Consider the following 18,055-nt stretch of genomic DNA (forward strand, 5'->3'; position numbering starts at 1 on the left):
TTCCGTTAATCAGAACTTCTCAATCACCGTACGGCTGATGATTTCGTCCTGTACCTCTTTGCACAGCTCCACGAAGTAGGCGCTGTACCCCGCCACGCGGACGATCAGGTCGCGGTATTTTTCCGGCTCCTGCTGGGCTTTTTTCAGCACTTCGTTATCGACATAGCTGAATTGCATCTGGCCGTTGCCGAGAATCGACGCGGTGCGCAGCAGGGTAATCAGGCCGTGGCGTCCTTCCGGGGTATCCAGCAGCCCTTTGAGGAACTTGAAGTTATGCACCATGCCGATGTTCATGGTTTCGACGTTCATCTTGCTCACCGACTTGATGATCGCCGTCGGTCCTTGTTTATCCGCGCCCTGGGTTGGGCTGATGCCGTCGGAGAGCGGCATCCACGCCAGGCGACCGTTCGGCGTAGCGTTGGTCAGCTCGCCAATCGGCGTGTTGTTAGAGATAGACAAGGTGCCGTGGCTCAGTGTGGAGTAGAGCATTTTGTACTTACGGCACTCGCGCTCGGTCCACTCGGTGATATCCAGCGCGTACTGGTCAACGTAGTTATCATCGTTGCCGTATTTCGGCGCATTGAGGCAGTCGCGGCGCAGGCCTTCAAAGCCTTCGAAGTTCGCCAGCATCGCGTCGCGCATCTGCTCGAGGGTGTATTTCTTATCTTCGAATACCAGCTTGCGAATCGCCGCCATCGAGTCGACGTAGGTTGCAAGACCAGAGAAAATCAGCCCCGGCCCGTGGTTGACCATCGCGCCACCGGCTGCAACGTCTTTGCCTTGCTCCATGCAGCCTTCCACCAGCAGCGACATCAGCGGTTTCGGCGCCACGTCGCGGTGCACGCGCTGGCTGATAACCGTACCGATAGCCGACAGGCGTACGATATGGGCAATCTGCTGTTTCACCGCCGCGTCGAATTCTTCGAAGGTGTGCAGGTCGCGCAGGTCGCCGGTATCCAGCCCCTGATAGCTATCGAACAGCACCATGCGACCACGGTTTAAGACGAACTCGATGGCAATCGGCCACTGGGTATAACCGGTGGAGGTCCACTGATAGATGCGGCCGGATTTCTGCGGCTCGACGCAGCCCATCAGGCAGTAATCGCGCGCGTCTTCGAAATCAAAGCCTTTGCGCAGCATCATCTTGATATGCGAGTCATCGAAGTGACAGGCCGGGAAGCCCATGCCCGCTTTCACCACGTCGACGATTTTTTCCATATACTTCTGCGGCGACTGGTTGTGAATACGGCAGGCCAGCGACGGCTGGTAAACCTTCACAAAGCGCACGGCGTCCATGATCAGGTAGGTCAGGTCGTTACAGGCATCGCCGCCGGAGCGCTTCTGACCGCCAACGGTCAGGTTGATAAACGGCTGATAACCGGCGAAATATTTCGCTCCCAGCTCGCTCGACATCCACATCAGCTCGGCGCACTTGATGATAAACGCCTGCATCATCTCCAGCGCGCTATCGTGAGTCAGACGGCCTTCACGGATATCGGCTTCGAACATCGGGTAGCAATACTGGTCGACGCGACCCAGCGACAGCCCGGTCTGGTTCTCTTCAATTTCAAACAGCGATTCCACGGTCCAGATACTTTGCAGCGCTTCCTGCAAGGTTTTCGGCGGGTTCGCCGGAACGTTCTGGTTCACTTCGGCGATGGTCAGCAGCTCGGCGCGACGCTGGGCGTTCTGCTCAAGGGCTGCCAGTTCACGGGCGCGCGCGGCGATGCGGTGCGAGTAGTTAATGACCCCTTCGCAGGTTTCAATCGCCGCCTTGTAGTAGTAGATACGGTCGATATCTTCCGGTTTTTCCATGCTCAGGCTGGCGAGATGCGCCTCGGCGTCGGCCTTAATGCCGTTCATCCCTTTGGTGAACAGCAGCACGTCGTAGCCCGGGCAGGTGTCGCCGCCGCCGTTGATCTGGTGATAGGAGAGGTCGCTGACGAAGGTCTCGCCGCTAAATGCCCACACGCCCGCTTCGCGGTACTGGGCTTCACAGATCTCATCCAGCGAACGGCCTTCCCAGAACGGCACGATCTCTTCGCGGATGGTTTTCTTATCTTCTTCGCTGATCTCAAACGGATCCTGTGGACGGGTGCTCATGGTGTCCAGTTCGTCGCGGACCCAGCGCCAGGCGATATCCGGCGAGAATGCGCCCGCACGCGGCTTGCCGCACGGATGACCGACGATCAGCTCGTCGTCCTGAATCAGAATCGGCGCGGTTTCGCAGGCGTGGCGGAAGGCTTTGGCGCGCAGCAGAATGGTCGGCATCCCCGGATTGGCTTTCACCACTTCGGTAAATGCCAGCGCGCGGTAGATAGAGACGCTCGGGCGCACGGTCAGGTAGTGGTTGCGCAGGCGCTGCATGCGTGGGGTTAAGCCTTCAGCCGTTGGCATTTCGCTGGTGGCGGCAAACGGCGTGCTCGAGATTTTCTGCGCGCCGCTGAACAGCCGTACCGGCAGATGCAGGGCGCTGAGGTTTTGCTGCGCGCTAAGGAACATGTCGGAGAGGTCGTTAATGCGCGCATTTTCAAGGCTTGCGCCGTGCAGCATGGCGTCAAACATCGGATAGCCGTCGATAGCGCAGGCGGCGCGCACTTCGCTTAGCTCCGCCAGTTTGAACCACAGCGATTCGACGATTTCATACGCCTGCTGCTGCGACAATGCGCCGCTGTTGATATCGTGCTGATAGTAAGGCAGCAGGGCTTTGTCCGCCCCTTCCGGGTTGACGGCGTAGCTGCCGTTGTCCAACTGGAGCGCCAGCTGGAACAGGTAGAACGCCTGGCAGGCTTCTTTAAAGCTGCGCGCCGGATGCGCCGGAACGTGGTGCAGAATGGCGGCGCTGTCCAGCAGTTCCGCTTTGCGGTAAGCGTTGGTTTCAGCAGCGGCCAGGGTTTCCGCGCTGTTAGCCAGATTTTGCGCCAGCGCCATCAGGGCATCGCAGGCGTAGATGGCCGCGCGGCAGCCGTTGACTTCGTCCATACCGCTGCGGCTGACGGCGCTGCCCAGCGCGCGGGTTTTCTCTTCCAGCTGATGTTTAATCGCCAATACGCCTTTTTCGACCACCAGCTTGTAATCCGGCGAGTCGAGGTCGCTGTTCAGGTTGAGAAACTGGAACGCGGAAGGGCGACGGGCGGCGCTTTCGTCGTGGAAAATTGCGCCGTGCGGCTTGCGGGTCTGGTTGCCGACAATCAGCTCGTCGGCGCTGATGTTGAGCGGCAGCTGGCGCATCAGTTCATAGAAGCGGCGCGCCGGTTTGACGGCGGCAGGAACCCCCGCGATATCGCTATCAAGGGCGTTCAGCGTGGTGGCATGTTCGGTGCACAGAGTGCTTTTTTGTGAGAGTAAACGTTCTGCCAACACTTTGACGCGCGGCGTTAAGCTGTAGTGTGCCATGTAGTATTCTCCAGATGTTCTTTTTCCGCGGTTGATGACAACCCGGCTGTGGATACAGTGTCCGTATTCCTGCCGGGTGGCGGCTAACGCCTTACCCGGCCTACGAATAGCCTGATGAACAATCGGTTATCTGTTACCGGTCCATGCCCGGCGATAGAGTTCGGTGAGTGCTTGAGCGTCCGGCGTGCGTGGGTTTGTCGGCGTACAGCTGTCGCGCAGCGCCTGGCTCACCATGTCTGCCAATCGGTCGTCAAAATCGGCGGTTTCAACGTCGGTGTCTTTTATTCCCGCAGGCATCTGCATTTCATCTTTTAAGGCCGCAATGGCGACCAGCAGACTGGCGACACCTTCCCGCGGGGTCTGTGCCGGTAAGTCCAGCAGATGGGCCAATCGGGCGTATTTGCGGGCGGCATCGGTATCGCACTGGCCGTGGAAATCCGCATTCCATGCCACCACTTCCGCCATCAACAACGCGTTAGCGCGACCGTGCGGGACGCGGAACACGCCGCCGAGTGCGTGCGCCAGACTGTGGGTAATACCCAGCGAGGCGTTGGTGAAGGCCATGCCCGCCATGCAGGAGGCGTTGTGCATTTTTTCGCGCGCCACGAGATCCTTACCGTCGCGCCAGCAGGTCGGCAGATAGCGAAATACCTGCTGTACGACCTTCTCCGCGAGCGCATCGGAAAAGTCACTGGCCGCCCGGGAAACATAGGCTTCCAGCGCGTGACACAGCACGTCCATTCCGGTATCGGCGGTGATAGCCGGTGGCACCGAGGCCACAAGCGTTGGATCTAGAATGGCGATATCCGGCAGCAGCGATGGGTCAACCAGCACCAGTTTTTCAGAGTGGGCTTTCACCACGGAAAAGCTGGTCACTTCCGAACCGGTGCCGCTGGTGGTGGGAATAGCCACAAAGCAGGGCGGCTTGCGGCTATCGTTCGGACGGGTTTGCGCCAGGGCGAAAATAACCGCTTTGGCGGCATCAATCACCGAACCGCCGCCGAGTGCTATCACCAGATCCGGGTAGCTGTTATCCATCCGCTTCATACCGCGCACCACGGTGGCGATATCCGGGTCAGCGACCACATCGTCCCAGACCTGGAAAGTGATACCGCGCTGGCGCAGGATCTGCGTAACGCGGGCGGCGAGGCCAAACTTGACCATCGCCTGGTCGGTCACCAGCAGTACGTTGTGGGCGGGGACTTCGGCAAGCGTCGACAGGGCGTCCTGTCCAAAGCGGATCCGCGGTTTCAGTAAAAATTCACTCATTGGGTTATTCACTCCTAAGCGTCCCGAAACACGTTCTCGACAATGGCAACCACCGACATCGCCTTATAACGATCTTTGTTGAGCGCCAGATACTCTTCCGCCAGCACGATGTCATGCATGCCTGCGCCCACGCTATCGACGGCGACCCAGGTCTGGTTTGGCATCGGCTGCTGCGAGTCATCTAATTTGCTGATAAGCAGCAGGTTGCTTCCGCGTAGCTCATCGCACTTTTGCGTGGCGACGACATGTCCGACTACCTTTGCGAGAATCATTGTTTTATCGCCTTATATCAGTGTGTTACTTACCAAGGCGTTCCAGCACCTGGCGGATGACGCGCTCCACGTTCTGCTCGCTGATTTCATCCTCAACGCTTGCGCTCGCCGCAAAGCGGTCATCGCCATGCGTTGCAGGGGCCGCAGAGGTGAAACGGGCATCATCAAGGATGCTGCGATGCGCAGAGGCGGCAGGCGTGGTGATGCATGGCTGAGGCTCCGCGCGGCTGCCCGGTGCTCGCAGTTCGTCAATAGAGCGCACGCCGTAGCCCACTCTGCGGATGTTGATCAGGTTCATCGGCCCGACGTTATCTGAGCTGGAACCGCCGCCTACCGCGCCGCAACCGAGCGTCAGGGCAGGGGTGATATTGGTGGTGGCACCAATGCCGCCGAGCGCCGCTGGCGTATTGATGAGAATGCGGTTAACCGGTTTTTCCAGGCAGAACTGGCGGATAACGTCCTGGTTGCGGGTGTGGATCACAAGCGTATGGCCAAGACCTTCGTTGGTCAGAAGCTCCATCACGCGGTGGCAGGCGGCTTTCCAGTTCTCTTCCACGTACAGACCGAGTACCGGGCACAGCTTCTCGCGGGAGTAGGGGTTGGAATGCGCCACGGTGGTCTGTTCGGCAATCAGCACGCGGGTGCTGGCGGGAACGCAGAAACCGGCCATCTGGCTCAGATACAGCGCGGTTTTGCCGACCGTTTTCGGGTTGATCGCGCCGTTAGGCCGCAGCAGCAGGGCCGCCATTTTCGCCGCTTCGCTTTCGTTCATAAAGTACGCGCCCTGAGCTTCCAGTTCGCGATGGACTTCATCGTAAATGCAGCGTTCGACGATGATCGACTGCTCGGAGGCGCAGATCACGCCGTTATCGAAGGTTTTGCTGGTAATGATATCTTTCACCGCGTGGTGAATATCGGCGCTACGTTCGATAAACGCCGGGCCGTTGCCCGGGCCACCGCTGATGGTTGGCGTGCCGGACGCGTAGGCCGCGCGTACCATGCCTTCACCGCCGGTCGCCAGAATCAGCGACACGTCTTTGCTGTGCATCAGTTCTGAGGTGGCTTCAAGCGTCAGTTCGGTTATACCATCGACAATCCCTGCCGGGGCGCCCGCCGCTTCGGCGGCACGTTTGACAATCTCAATCGCTTTCCAGCTACACTGACGCGCGCCAGGATGCGGCGAAAAGATAATGGCGTTACCGGCTTTTAGCGCAATCAGCGTTTTGTAGATAACGGTTGAGGTCGGGTTGGTTGACGGCACCAGCGCACAGATCACGCCCAGCGGTACGCCCACGTCCATCACTTTTTTCTCTTGATCGTCATGAATGATGCCGACGGTCTTCATATCTTTGATGGCGTCGTAAACGCGCAGCGAGGCAAAACGGTTCTTCAGGACTTTATCCTGCCAGTTGCCAAAGCCGGTTTCTTCTGCGGCCATTTTCGCCAGCGATTCGGCGTGGTGCGCCGCTTCCTGGGCCACGTTCTTCACGATGGCATCGATTTGCTGTTGTGAGAAGGTGGCGAAAATTGCCTGCGCCTTTTTGGCGTTGCGCACCCGTTCTCTCGCGTTCTGGCGGGAGAGCAAATCGGTATCCAGTTCAATCATGAGTCTATCCTTCATCAGACTAAAAGAGTGCAGACGGGGCGTACCCGGTCAGTCATGCTTTGTGCTGCGACGCGATTTTTTCGATGTCATTGTGCGGGCGCGCAATCACGCGAGAGGTCACCACTTCACCGATGCGTTTTGCCGCTTCGACGCCGGAGTCCACCGCCGCATTCACCGCGCCGACATCGCCTTTCACCATGGCGGTAACGAGACCGGAACCGACGTTTTCATAGCCAATCAGCTCGACGTTGGCGGCTTTACACATTGCATCTGCCGCTTCGATACAGGCCACCAGACCTTTGGTTTCAATCAGACCAAGCGCTTCTTTCATCATGTTCTCTCCGTTTACTCGATAATTTTGTAGTGCGAGATAATCTTGCTGATGTCGTTGTGCGGACGCGCAATCACCAGCGACGTCACCACTTCACCAATGCGCTGTGCGGATTCCACGCCGGAATCGACCGCTGCTTTCACCGCGCCGACATCGCCTTTCACCATGGCGGTAACGAGACCAGAACCGACGTTTTCATAGCCAATGAGCTCGACGTTGGCGGCTTTACACATTGCATCTGCCGCTTCGATACAAGCCACCAGACCTTTGGTTTCAATCAGACCTAATGCATCACCCATTTGCGTTCTCCTGGCGGTTACGCCTTGTGTTTAATGACAATTTTGTTGATGTCGTTATGCGGACGCGCAATCACCAGCGACGTCACCACTTCCCCGATGCGTTGTGCAGATTCCACGCCGGAATCGACCGCCGCTTTCACCGCGCCAACGTCGCCTTTCACCATCACGGTGACGAGGCCAGAGCCGATGTTCTCGTAGCTAATCAGCTCGACGTTGGCGGATTTGCACATCGCATCCGCAGCTTCAATACAGGCCACCAGACCTTTGGTTTCGATAAGCCCTAATGCATCACCCATGGTTTATTCCTCTGGACAGGTTGTGTGATTTCAGGAAAACCGTCCGTGTCACGGCGTTAACCCACGGCAGCGGCGTTCGAAGGTCACTATAGGGCGTGGCAAATTGAGTGGAATTTAAATCCGCGGGTAATAAATAATTAGATTTTTATACTAGTAATTAGCCTTATTTAGCCTTCTATTTATCTCTTTATGCTGAAGAGGCACATCAGATTTCAGGAACAATAAGGCGATTTCTTTGGCACTTAACGAGCCACCAGAAAATGTTGCTAAATTGCTAAATAATTAAAAAATGCGGGTAACAGAGGGCGGCGCTAACTGTGGGCGGGCGCATGTTTTGCCGTGAAGGCTAAATACAAAAAATGCGGTTTTTTCGACGTAATGGTTGTCAGTTAAGCGTGGGATGAAGTTCACCTGGTAATACCTTGCATCCTCCGGCTTGCCGATTTCAGAACGATTGGTTTTAGCTTTTAACTTAAAGACCGCACGGATTCAGGTGGCGTCTAAATCGCCGAAGCGTTCCCTGTAGGCCGGGGCAGCCCACAGGGATGTGGGCTGAGGGTGCGGTTTACAGGGATGTAAACTCGCGCCCGACCCGAAGCCGGAAGGGAAAAGCTGAGGGAACCGCGCAGCGGCGATTTTGCCGCCAGAGCCCGGGGGTGCAGGGGGCGGCGGCGATTGGCCGCCCCTTGCGCGCTCCCAGCACTCGCGCATTTTATATGGCTAAATCTTCAAAAGGAGCGCAACAGTGAGATGAACCTAAAGATCCAGCCCCCTAACTGACAAGCATGAGATTTGCACCGGCAAGTAGTCACATCAGGATACGTCGCAGATCAGTCCAGCTTACTACCGGATTTCAGCGTACAAATCCACAACGGTGAATTAATCGAACTAAGTAAAATCGCTTTGTCATTAAGCTTCTGCGCGTTTAAAAACAGCCCATCGTGGCTATCAGACATCTCGCGCATAAAGTAGTCAAAAATCACGTCGGGCGATTCATCAATAGACGAGGCGCTGGACTCCCATTTATTGATCCGGTAATGGCGCTCAGTAGCGGAAATCCGTTTGCTGCTGTAGGTGAATTTGACATAGCGCTGAAGATACAACCACCCGGCGGCGGAATCGGTATAACCTTCAACCACCATCGACCCCTTACCCTGAGCGCCAAAGTTAAAGTGAATGCTGCCGTTAACGTTCTCCTTATCCATGTTTTCAAAACGCATGATGCCTTTGGTGGAGCAGCTCATGGCACCGTCATTGACCGCCGGCAAAAGGTGCCAAGCGCAGAAGCCGACGGCGGCGATAAACACCAAAACGCAAAGGGCAAAGAACGGACGCGGTGCGAGTCTCATTACGGCTTCCAGGAGTAGTAAAAGTAGTTATCGCAGTAGCTAAACGGATTGTCTTCATGCATCGCGCAGTGTGCGAGAAACACGCGGCCCAGCCCGTTAGTCTCGAGCCTGTCACCATAGAAGAACAGGAAACGTTCCCCGGGTTTACAGGCAACGTTTAGGCGCTGGCGTACCTCGTCGAAATTTTTTCCGTAAGCATCGGCACTGACGGAACGCAGCATTTCGTCGCTCGCCAGCAGTTCACACTGGCTGTGGCTGATAAGGGTCAGGGCGATAGGACGTGATTCACCAATCCCCACCCAGCTAAAAATAACCAGCAGCAGCGAGATGGTGAGCAGGCAGGCGCCAGCCATATACCAGCACGTACCGCGCGCATGACCTGTGCGCGGGAGCGGTTTTTGCTCTGCAACCGGCAACGGTTCCGCAATGATTTCCACATCCGCTGGGGCAGGCGATTCAGGCAGCGGCGGCGCTAACTCATCAAGCGCTTCAATACTGACATCCGGGTTGAGCTGCAAATAGCCGCGTGACACGGTGACGATAATATTGTCGATACCATAGTGGCGGAAGGTCTTACGCAGCATGCTCAGATACTGATTGAGATTGCTGTTAGATGACGTTAATCCATTGTCATCCCACACTTTTTTTAACACTTCTTCCCGGCTTATGATGCCCGTATTGCGCAGGAAAAAGTACAGCAGGGCGCTGGCGGTGATCGACAGCTGGCTGTCCGGTTCGTTGCTATCCGGCAGCGTCAGCGTGCCATCGGAGGCGTCATAAATAAAACGGGCATTGATGTTGTAGCGCATCGCGGCCTCAGCCTGTGTGCTTCACGCGGGAAGCGTCATCTTATTAAGGGAGGCGACCAGTGCCCGTCGATGCTCGGCGCTCATCGTTATCCCTTCCGTCAACTCAGAGAGCCAGATACCGTCTGCGGCATAGCGCACAAGCGTCCCGGTGGGGCCGTTGTCTAACGCATCGCCCTGGGCAAGATGGCCCAGCATCCAGTCGCGCCAGCATTGGCGAAGCACCGGTTCATCGGGCATTGCAAGCGACAGCACCATCAGCTGGCGGCTTTCATGCGTATCCGTCAGGTCGGCAAGATAGTTCAGATAGGCGCGGGTAAATCGACCGTAACTGACGCCGTCATCGCGCATTAGCGCGGTGATAGCTTCTTCCATAATCGCCAGCAGCCGGGCAAACAGCGCGAAAATAAGCGCCTGTTTATTGGGAAAGTGGTGTATCAATCCGCCTTTACTCACTCCCGCCTCACGGGCGACGGCGTTAAGCGACAGGGCGGCGATACCATCCCGACCGGCAATCATTGCGGCCGATTCCAGCAGCTGCTGATGCAACCGAACCGGATCTTTTTTGCGGTGTTGGGCTTCCATGTTCATGGCGGGATCATACCGACCAGACGGTATGTTTATTTTTGATAGCGATCAAAAGCGACGAGATGTCCGTAAAGTGATTGTGGGTAATGCGCGCGGGGTCACAATTCGTCGTATGGCCAGGAAAGCGCGACGGCATGTGGCTGATACTTCGTACAATCCGGTCGACACCGTTTGCGGTGAATAAAGACATGATTGTGCATAAAAGCATTCGACTTTACGCCCGGTCATGTCATGGTAGAGCGTGGACGGTCCCGAGAAAAATGAGAAGGTTATGTCATGAAAGAAATTGATTTTTACATGGTTGATGCTTTTAGCACCGTGACTTTTGGAGGGAACGCCGCAGCGGTTTGTCCTCTCACCGAATGGTTGCCTGATGAGATCTTATTGAAAATGTCTCAGCAGCATAATCAGTCAGAAACCGCGTTTTTCGTCACCACCGACGATGGCTTCGAGCTACGTTGGTTTACCACGCAGGGGGAAATTAATCTCTGCGGGCATGCTACGCTTGCCGCCGCGCATATCATTTTTGAATACCTTGATTATCCACACACCGCTATCCATTTCGATACCCGCTTCGTGGGGCCGTTGACGGTGACGCGTAACGGTGATTGGCTTACGCTTGATTTTCCTGCCTGGGAAACCGAGTCCATTCAGCCGCCGCCGTTGCTGCTTGAAGCGTTAGGTATCAGCCGCTATCAGGAAGTGCGGGTGGCGCGCGATTATATGGTGGTATTGGACAATCAGCAGCAGCTTGAGGCGCTACGCCCGAATATTGACGCCATGATCCCATTAGGAAAAATGGTTTGCGTGACTGCCCCGGGTGAGGGCGAGTATGACTTTGTCAGCCGTTTCTTCTGCCCAGGCGAAGCGGTGGCGGAAGACCCAGTGACCGGTTCAACGCACAGTATGCTCATTCCTTACTGGGCGGAAAAGCAGGGCAAAACGCAAATGCTGGCGCGTCAGATCTCAGCACGCGGCGGGGATTTACGCTGTCAGCTGGCAGGGGAGCGGGTGCTTATAGGCGGTCAGGCGACAACCTATCTTATTGGAAAGGTGCTATTGCGCTGAATAGGACGACCGCAGGCGTGGTATCACGCCTGCGAATCACCCGTAACGTTACAGCGTACCGGTCCCGCCGTCAGAGCACCAGACCTGACCTGAGGTGTAGCTGTTTTCTTCCGCTGCCAGCGTGACGTACAGCGGCGCTATTTCCACGGGCTGACCCGGACGGCCAAGAGGGGCAGACGCGCCAAACTGTTCTAACTTCTCCTGCGTCTGACCGCCACAACATTGCAGCGCCGTCCAGTATGGGCCCGGTGCCACCGCATTTACCCGTATTCCTTTAGGGCCTAACTGTTTGGCAAGGGATTTGGTAAAAGCCACGATAGAGGCTTTGGTCTGGGCATAGTCCAGCAGAATTTCACTCGGTTCATAAGCCTGTACCGAGGTGGTATTAATAATCACGCTACCTTGCTGTAGATGGGGAACAGCGGCTTTGGTGATCCAGAACATGGCATACACGTTGGTCTTAAACGTTGCGTCAAATGCCTCTGTAGTGAGTGTTTCAATTGACTCACAGAATTGCTGACGTCCGGCATTATTGACGAGAATATCAAGACCGCCCAGCGCATCGGCCGCCTGCGAAACCAGTTGCTGGCAAAATGCTTCATCACGGATATCACCCGGGATGGCAACCGCCTTTTTCCCCGCTTTTTCAATCAGTTCGATGACCGAACGGGCATCCTCTTCTTCGGCTGGCAGATAATTAATCGCCACATCTGCCCCTTCACGGGCGAAAGCAATCGCCACCGCAGCGCCAATACCGGAATCACCCCCGGTGATTAAGGCTTTTCTGCCGTTAAGTCGGCCGCTACCCTTGTAGCTCTCTTCCCCGTGGTCCGGGCGGGGATCCATTTTGCAGGCAAGTCCTGGAAAAGATTGTTTCTGGCGAGGAAAAGGAGGAACAGGAAATTTTCCTGAATGAGTTTTGTTGGTGGCTTCTTTATGATTGTTTTGATTAGACATTAATAATCTCTCTTTTTTCTGCAACGATTTATAAGCGTAGAGCAAAATCGACGGAAGTGGCCGTTGAATATTCTTATCTTTGTTTTGATGTCAGTCTAATAAAACAGGTGTTTATCATGTAACTGTTTGATTTATTGATTGAATTATTATTCTGGTCGATCAATGCAAAAGTCTTATTTATATTTTTGTCAATAAGATGATTTGTAACGATATTATCCTTTAAGACTATTTATTCTTGCAGGATGAAGAATTAGTAACCACACTTAATAAATGAAGTTCACTGCAAAAAGGGGCGGAGATGAAATTTTCGACGATGCCGTTATTAGCTTTTCTTATTATTCCTGGCGCTTTTGCGGTTGAGACTTCAGCGCCACCGTCTCCTCACGCGTTAGCCGATGGTCAGCACGGTAGCGAAGATATTCCACTCACCACGATTAAAGAAGTCCAGACGATGGACGACGGCGCAACGATTGCCTTACGCGGCAAGCTGGTGGCGCATCAGGAGGGGGACAAATATACCTTGCAGGATAAAACCGGCACCATGCACGTGCAGATCCCGCTTGCGGCGTTTCATGGACGCACGGTCAAACCGGAGCACACAATCCGCATTCATGGCAGTCTGGATAAAAAAATGCAGCCGCCGGTAGTGCGTGTGAGCAGCGTACAATAATCACATTGCCTGTTTCTCGGCCCGAGGGGGATTTAAACCGGCTTCAGGGGAAAATCCCGAAGTGCGTCACATTTTTGACTCTGCTGAATACACCTATAAAAATTGCGTGTTATTATTCATCACGTAAATAACTCTCAACTCACCCCGAGGCTTTGATGCTGGAAAATGTAATCATCTGATAATCAGCTTCCCGACCTTTTCAGGCCGGACTGATTATCAATGCGCCGAAATTGTCTGCGAACACCGCCGTGTGTTTGCACGTTTTGCCATGATGATGACACAGGTTTTCCAGTATGAATTTATCCCGTCAGGAACAACGTACCTTACACGTTCTCGCCAAAGGTGGACGTATTGCGCACGTCCGCGATGCTTCAGGCCGCGTCACTTCCGTTGAATGCTACAGCCGCGAAGGATTTTTGCTTAGCGACTGCACGCTCAGCGTGTTTAAAAAACTCAAAACCAAGAAACTCATTAAGTCCGTCAATGGTCAGCCCTACCGTATTAACACCACGGGGCTGAACAACGTTCGCGCTCAATTAGACAACCGTTAAGGAGAGGATAATGGATATCCCACGTATTTTTACCATTAGCGAAAGTAAACACCGCATTCATAATCCCTTCACCCCGGAAAAGTATGCCACGCTGGGGCGTGTTTTACGGATGACGCCTGGTGCGCGCATTCTTGATTTGGGCAGCGGCTCGGGGGAGATGCTTTGCACCTGGGCGCGCGATCACGCGATTACCGGCATCGGTATTGATATGAGTCCACTGTTCACCGAACAGGCTATACGGCGAGCCGAGGAGCTGGGCGTCAGTGAACACGTTCATTTTGAGCATAACGACGCCGCGGGCTATGTCGCAGCGGATAAATGCGACATTGCCGCCTGCATTGGGGCCACCTGGATTGGCGGCGGCGTTGCAGGCACCCTCGAGTTATTGGAGCAAAGCCTGAAGCCCGGCGGAATGCTGCTTATCGGTGAACCTTACTGGCGCCAGGTTCCTGCTACGCAGGATATTGCGAAAGCCTGTGGGGCAACCTCGCTGGCTGATTTTCTCACTCTGCCTGAGCTGGTCTCCTCGTTTGCGACATTGGGGTACGACGTCGTGGAAATGGTGCTGGCAGACCAGGAAGGGTGGGACAGATATGAAGCCGCAAAATGGCTGACGCTGCGCCGTTGGCTGACGGCCAATCCTGATGACGACTTTGCGCCGGAGGTAAGAGCGGAGCTGACGATAGCGCCTGAGCGCCATGTTAGCTTTACCAGAGAGTATTTTGGCTGGGGTGTTTTTGCATTAATGCGACGTTAATTTAAAACACAATGGGTATCGTCGAAAGACGATACCCATTCATGATGAGCCAGTTTCGTGGCCCTTATTTATTACGCAACGTTGCGCCGTAGCGCTACCACTTCATCTCACCGGTATTGACCTTTGCGCTCAGTTCCAGAGAGCTATCCTCTGCCAGGTCAGGGTAGGCGGCCTTCATTGTTTTGATAACCGCAGCCGATCCTTTCTGGTCTTTCAGCGCCTGTTCAAAGGTTTGCAGATAGCTGCGGGTAAAGGCGATTGCCGCGTCATTGGCCGGACGCTCCCCAAGATAGTGGCCCGGAATAACCTGCTGCGGTTTCAGCGCCTGCATTTCGCCAAGCACCTTTATCCAACCCTGACGAATCTCTGGGGTTTGCGTATCTGCCGTCCAGACGTGAATACCGGAAGCAATACCGGTGCCGCCCAGAATCGCTTTGTTCGCGGGGATCCACACGTAGGCCGCATAATCACCGGCGTGTTTAAGCTCCAGTGGTTCACCATCAACGGTAAAACGGGTGGTCGTTGCCACCTGCGGCACGATGATTTTTGTCGGTGTGCCGTCTTTCATCTGTGGCCCCCAGAAGGCTAGCTTAGCGTCTTTCGTCGCCAGGATATGCGAAACCACCGCTTGCGAGGCCACAACTTTGGCCTGTGGGAAGGCTTTCACCAACGGCTCAAGACCGAAATAGAAATCAGGATCGCCGGAGGTGATGACAATCTCTTTAAGCGTTTTACCACTGGCCTTAATCATCTGCACCAGTTTCTCGCCATCGTTGACGCTGAACTGGGCATCAAACAAGACCGCTTCTTTAGGCCCGGATACCAGCGTGGAAGAGACCGGGAAAATACCTTTATCCTGAGGATTGTAAACCTCAAGGTGGAGTGGGGCGGCAAAGGCCGGGGCGGCGGCAAGGGATAAAACCAGCGTGAGAGATTTGAGATTCATGGGACGTCCTGGAGAATGAGTGTTTATCGTGTCTTTTGCATTCTACCGATTCTGGCTTCTGCTAGAATTCCTGAAACAATACATGCTGAGTTTCATAAAACGATCAAATGGGGATGTGATGGACAGGATCATGGCGGCAATCACCTACAATCGCATCTGCGAGCTCGGTAGCCTCAGTGCGGCTGCGCGGTCGCTTGGAATCTCCCGCCCGATGGTGAGTCGTTATCTTGATGAGATGGAAAAGTGGGCCGGAGCACGCTTGATTCACCGCTCAACCCGGCGGTTAACCATCACGCCCGCAGGTGAAAAAACGCTGGAAAAGACCCGACAGCTGGCCCTGTTATCCCAGGGTATTGAAGGGGATACGACCCGCGTCACCCCGTCTGGCACCTTACGCATTGCCAGCGCGCACTTTACGGCCTCGCACCTGTTGGGGCCGGTTATCCCGGCTTTTTTGGCCCAGTATCCGGCGTTACGTATTGAGGTGGATATTAACAACCATCCGGTAAGCCTGGTCGGTGAGCGAATCGACCTCGCGATTCGGATAACCAACGAACCGGAACCCGGGGCTATTGCGCGTTATCTTGGGGACTGCCAGTCGGTAGTGTGCGCGTCGCCGGACTATCTTGCGCGTGCGGGCGTACCGGCGAGCGTTGAAGACCTCGCGCAACATAATTGTTTGCACTACAGCCGCTTCTCCGGGCAGTCGTGGTCTTTTCGCGAGAAAGATAACGGGGTGATATCGGTGGCGGTGCACGGCAATTTTAGTGCCGGAATATCGTCGCTGTTATGTGAGATGGCGCAAGCGGATGTTGGCGTGGCGATGGTGCCTGAAATTGAGGCGCGGGCCGGATTAGCCAGCGGTCGGTTGGTGAGGGTGCTGCCACAGCTGGAACCACAGCCGTTAGGTATTTACGGGCTTTATCAGTCACGCGATCACCAACATGCGGCGCTCGGGCTATTTCTGGATGCTATCAAAGAACATCTGGCGTAACGGCCGCCTTTTTCCGGGTATAATCTCCGTGGGTACATGCGGACAATAACTGTGGCTATGGGTATGAATCTTAATCGTTTTTGTTATTTACTTCTGGCACTTGCCGCGGTGGGCAGCCTGTTAACGTTACATCCCGCCGCCGTGTGGTTCCTGCTCGCCAGTCTACTGACGTTTGTTATTTACGGTGTTGATAAAACCGCGGCGCGCAAGGCCTGGCGTCGGGTGCCTGAATCGACGCTGCTGGTATTAGGGGTTGTGGGAGGCTGGCCTGGCGCCATCGTCGGCCAGCAGCTCTTTCGCCATAAAACGCAAAAGCAGCCGTTTAAAACCTTCTTTTTCGTAAGCGTGATCGTGAATGTGATAGTGCTGGCGGGACTGTATTACGTGACCACGCCAACGCGCTAGCATGGTAAAAACGCAAAGGGCGACAAAATGCGAATGTTAAAAAAATGGGCCAAACGGTGTTGTTACTTCGCGATTTTCATCTTGCTGGGTGTGGTGGTGACACGGATATATGATATCCAACGCAAGCCTGACCTTGAGCGCTGGCATACTTTTGTCCCGCAGGAAATGTCGGCGCATGAAATTGATAATGCCGACTGGAATGACTACATCAACACGGAAAATCGTATTTTCGAAGCCGTTCGTCTTAATGTCACCGATAAATTAGAACCCAGCCAACGCATCGCGCTTAATCGTTATTATGCCGAAAGCCCCGTCTATCCCGACCATTTTTCTCTGAACTGGAATCGCTCGTTTATTCTAAAACCGCAGGGGCAACCCAAAGGCGCCGTGGTACTACTGCACGGCCTCACCGACGGGCCATATAGCCTGCGCACTATTGCCTTGAATTATCAACAACAGGGTTATGTTGCGGTCGGCATTCGTTTACCGGCGCATGGCACGGTTCCCGGTGCGCTTACGGAAGTGGAATGGCAGGACTGGCTGGCGGCGACGCGTCTGGCGGTCAGAGAAGCCAGGGGGCTTACGCAAAAGAATTTGCCGTTGCATATTGTTGGATTTTCCAACGGTGGCGCGCTGGCACTAAAATACGCGTTAGATGCCCTGGATAATCCTGCGCTGGATAAACCGCAGCGCCTTATTCTTATTTCGCCCATGATAGGCATCACCTCCTATGCGCGATTTACGGGTATTGCCGGCTGGCCTGCGATATTTCCCGCTTTTGCGAAAGCCGCATGGCTCGATATTATTCCCGAATTTAATCCTTTTAAATACAACTCGTTCCCGGTCAATGCCGCCCGTCAATCTTATGCACTGACGCAGGCATTACAAAAGCAGATCCAGGCAGATTCTCAAAACCATAAGTTGGGCGCGCTACCGCCGATATTGACCTTCCAGTCGGTAGTGGACTCTACGGTCAGCAGTCGCGCGGTGATTGACGCGTTGTACGATAAACTGCCGGCAAACGGCAGTGAGGTGGTGCTCTTTGACCTGAACCAGGCGGCGACTGTGACCCCGTTAATCCGGGCGTCGGCCGCCAGCGCGTTGCCGAAAATGGTGCCGCCAGCGCCGCGTAATTACAGCGTGACTATCGTCTCGAACATCACATCAGACACCACCAAAACGCAAGCCAGCACCGTTGCTGCACATGAAACCCGGGAGAGCGTCGAGCCATTAGGAATTGATTATCCAGCCGATCTCTTTTCCCTTTCCCATATTGCGCTGCCTTTTCCAGTAAACGATCCGTTATACGGACGTTATCCTGAGCCCCGCAATCAGTATGGTATCGGTCTGGGCACCTTTTCCGCTCGCGGCGAGCGGGGAGTATTGACGGTTAATCTGGATACATTAATGCGCGTGACGTGGAACCCGTTCTATCCGTACATGATTCAACGCATTGACCAGAAAATCAGTTCTGAGTAACGGCCTGCGGGCTTGT

Annotated in this window: 19 protein-coding genes; 7 read left to right on the forward strand and 12 right to left on the reverse strand. The window is 54.9% G+C overall.

Annotation, left to right across the window (positions count from 1 at the left end):
- Positions 1-9: 9 nt before the first annotated feature.
- The 10 genes from cutC to ACIPDS_RS01300 form a co-directional block, all read right to left on the reverse strand.
- Entirely contained in the window at positions 10-3,396 is a 3,387-nt protein-coding gene (gene cutC / locus ACIPDS_RS01255) for a choline trimethylamine-lyase (protein WP_400732053.1), read from the reverse strand.
- A gap of 126 nt (positions 3,397-3,522) precedes the next feature.
- Entirely contained in the window at positions 3,523-4,665 is a 1,143-nt protein-coding gene (locus ACIPDS_RS01260; protein WP_400732055.1) for a 1-propanol dehydrogenase PduQ, read from the reverse strand.
- Between the two features lie 14 nt (positions 4,666-4,679).
- Complete coding sequence (locus tag ACIPDS_RS01265; RefSeq protein ID WP_166514311.1) at positions 4,680-4,937, reverse strand: EutN/CcmL family microcompartment protein; 258 nt, start codon at positions 4,935-4,937, stop codon at positions 4,680-4,682.
- A gap of 25 nt (positions 4,938-4,962) precedes the next feature.
- Positions 4,963-6,543: an acetaldehyde dehydrogenase (acetylating) gene (locus tag ACIPDS_RS01270; RefSeq protein WP_400732056.1), complete on the reverse strand. Its 1,581-nt coding sequence runs from the start codon at positions 6,541-6,543 to the stop codon at positions 4,963-4,965.
- 52 nt (positions 6,544-6,595) lie between these two features.
- Positions 6,596-6,874, reverse strand: coding sequence for a BMC domain-containing protein (locus ACIPDS_RS01275; RefSeq protein WP_015585230.1), 279 nt, complete (start codon positions 6,872-6,874; stop codon positions 6,596-6,598).
- Positions 6,875-6,888: 14 nt separating this feature from the next.
- Positions 6,889-7,173 (reverse strand): BMC domain-containing protein, encoded by a 285-nt coding sequence (locus ACIPDS_RS01280; protein ID WP_062778384.1) that lies wholly within the window; start codon positions 7,171-7,173, stop codon positions 6,889-6,891.
- Positions 7,174-7,190: 17 nt separating this feature from the next.
- On the reverse strand, positions 7,191-7,469 hold the full coding sequence (locus ACIPDS_RS01285) for a BMC domain-containing protein (protein ID WP_010634659.1): 279 nt from the start codon (positions 7,467-7,469) through the stop codon (positions 7,191-7,193).
- An 830-nt stretch (positions 7,470-8,299) separates the two neighbouring features.
- Entirely contained in the window at positions 8,300-8,818 is a 519-nt protein-coding gene (locus ACIPDS_RS01290) for a FidL-like protein (protein WP_400732058.1), read from the reverse strand.
- Complete coding sequence (locus tag ACIPDS_RS01295; RefSeq protein WP_400732059.1) at positions 8,818-9,627, reverse strand: transcriptional regulator; 810 nt, start codon at positions 9,625-9,627, stop codon at positions 8,818-8,820. The genes ACIPDS_RS01290 and ACIPDS_RS01295 overlap by 1 nt, the downstream gene beginning before the upstream one ends.
- A 21-nt stretch (positions 9,628-9,648) precedes the next feature.
- Positions 9,649-10,215, reverse strand: coding sequence for a TetR/AcrR family transcriptional regulator (locus ACIPDS_RS01300; RefSeq protein WP_400732061.1), 567 nt, complete (start codon positions 10,213-10,215; stop codon positions 9,649-9,651).
- Between the two features lie 273 nt (positions 10,216-10,488).
- On the opposite strand from ACIPDS_RS01300, the gene ACIPDS_RS01305 reads away from it, so the two are divergent.
- Positions 10,489-11,280: a PhzF family phenazine biosynthesis protein gene (locus ACIPDS_RS01305; RefSeq protein WP_400732063.1), complete on the forward strand. Its 792-nt coding sequence runs from the start codon at positions 10,489-10,491 to the stop codon at positions 11,278-11,280.
- 48 nt (positions 11,281-11,328) lie between these two features.
- On the opposite strand, the gene ACIPDS_RS01310 is transcribed toward ACIPDS_RS01305, so the two are convergent.
- Complete coding sequence (locus tag ACIPDS_RS01310; RefSeq protein ID WP_400732065.1) at positions 11,329-12,237, reverse strand: SDR family oxidoreductase; 909 nt, start codon at positions 12,235-12,237, stop codon at positions 11,329-11,331.
- Between the two features lie 298 nt (positions 12,238-12,535).
- Between ACIPDS_RS01310 and ACIPDS_RS01315 the strand changes: the two genes are divergently transcribed.
- The 3 genes from ACIPDS_RS01315 to ACIPDS_RS01325 all read left to right on the forward strand — a co-directional run bounded on the left by ACIPDS_RS01315 (position 12,536) and on the right by ACIPDS_RS01325 (position 14,215).
- Positions 12,536-12,907, forward strand: coding sequence for a NirD/YgiW/YdeI family stress tolerance protein (locus ACIPDS_RS01315; protein ID WP_400732066.1), 372 nt, complete (start codon positions 12,536-12,538; stop codon positions 12,905-12,907).
- Positions 12,908-13,200: 293 nt separating this feature from the next.
- Complete coding sequence (locus ACIPDS_RS01320) at positions 13,201-13,458, forward strand: YjhX family toxin (RefSeq protein ID WP_400732067.1); 258 nt, start codon at positions 13,201-13,203, stop codon at positions 13,456-13,458.
- Positions 13,459-13,468: 10 nt separating this feature from the next.
- Entirely contained in the window at positions 13,469-14,215 is a 747-nt protein-coding gene (locus ACIPDS_RS01325) for an SAM-dependent methyltransferase (RefSeq protein ID WP_400732068.1), read from the forward strand.
- 94 nt (positions 14,216-14,309) lie between these two features.
- Here ACIPDS_RS01325 and ACIPDS_RS01330 read toward each other — a convergent pair whose 3' ends face one another.
- Positions 14,310-15,161 carry a Vmh family MBL fold metallo-hydrolase gene (locus ACIPDS_RS01330; RefSeq protein WP_400732069.1) on the reverse strand — a complete coding sequence of 284 codons (852 nt, stop codon included), beginning with the start codon at positions 15,159-15,161 and terminating at the stop codon, positions 14,310-14,312.
- 118 nt (positions 15,162-15,279) lie between these two features.
- Between ACIPDS_RS01330 and ACIPDS_RS01335 the strand changes: the two genes are divergently transcribed.
- The 3 genes from ACIPDS_RS01335 (at position 15,280) to ACIPDS_RS01345 (ending at position 18,039) form a co-directional block, all read left to right on the forward strand.
- Positions 15,280-16,155 carry a LysR family transcriptional regulator gene (locus ACIPDS_RS01335; RefSeq protein ID WP_400732071.1) on the forward strand — a complete coding sequence of 292 codons (876 nt, stop codon included), beginning with the start codon at positions 15,280-15,282 and terminating at the stop codon, positions 16,153-16,155.
- Positions 16,156-16,218: 63 nt separating this feature from the next.
- Positions 16,219-16,560: a DUF1294 domain-containing protein gene (locus ACIPDS_RS01340; RefSeq protein WP_400732073.1), complete on the forward strand. Its 342-nt coding sequence runs from the start codon at positions 16,219-16,221 to the stop codon at positions 16,558-16,560.
- A gap of 27 nt (positions 16,561-16,587) precedes the next feature.
- The gene (locus ACIPDS_RS01345; RefSeq protein WP_400732074.1) at positions 16,588-18,039 is read left to right on the forward strand and encodes an alpha/beta hydrolase; all 1,452 of its coding nucleotides are present in this window, start codon (positions 16,588-16,590) and stop codon (positions 18,037-18,039) included.
- The last annotated feature ends 16 nt before the right edge of the window (positions 18,040-18,055 follow it).

The organism is Kluyvera sp. NPDC087067 (genome assembly GCF_044745165.1).
Lineage (GTDB): Bacteria > Pseudomonadota > Gammaproteobacteria > Enterobacterales > Enterobacteriaceae > Kluyvera.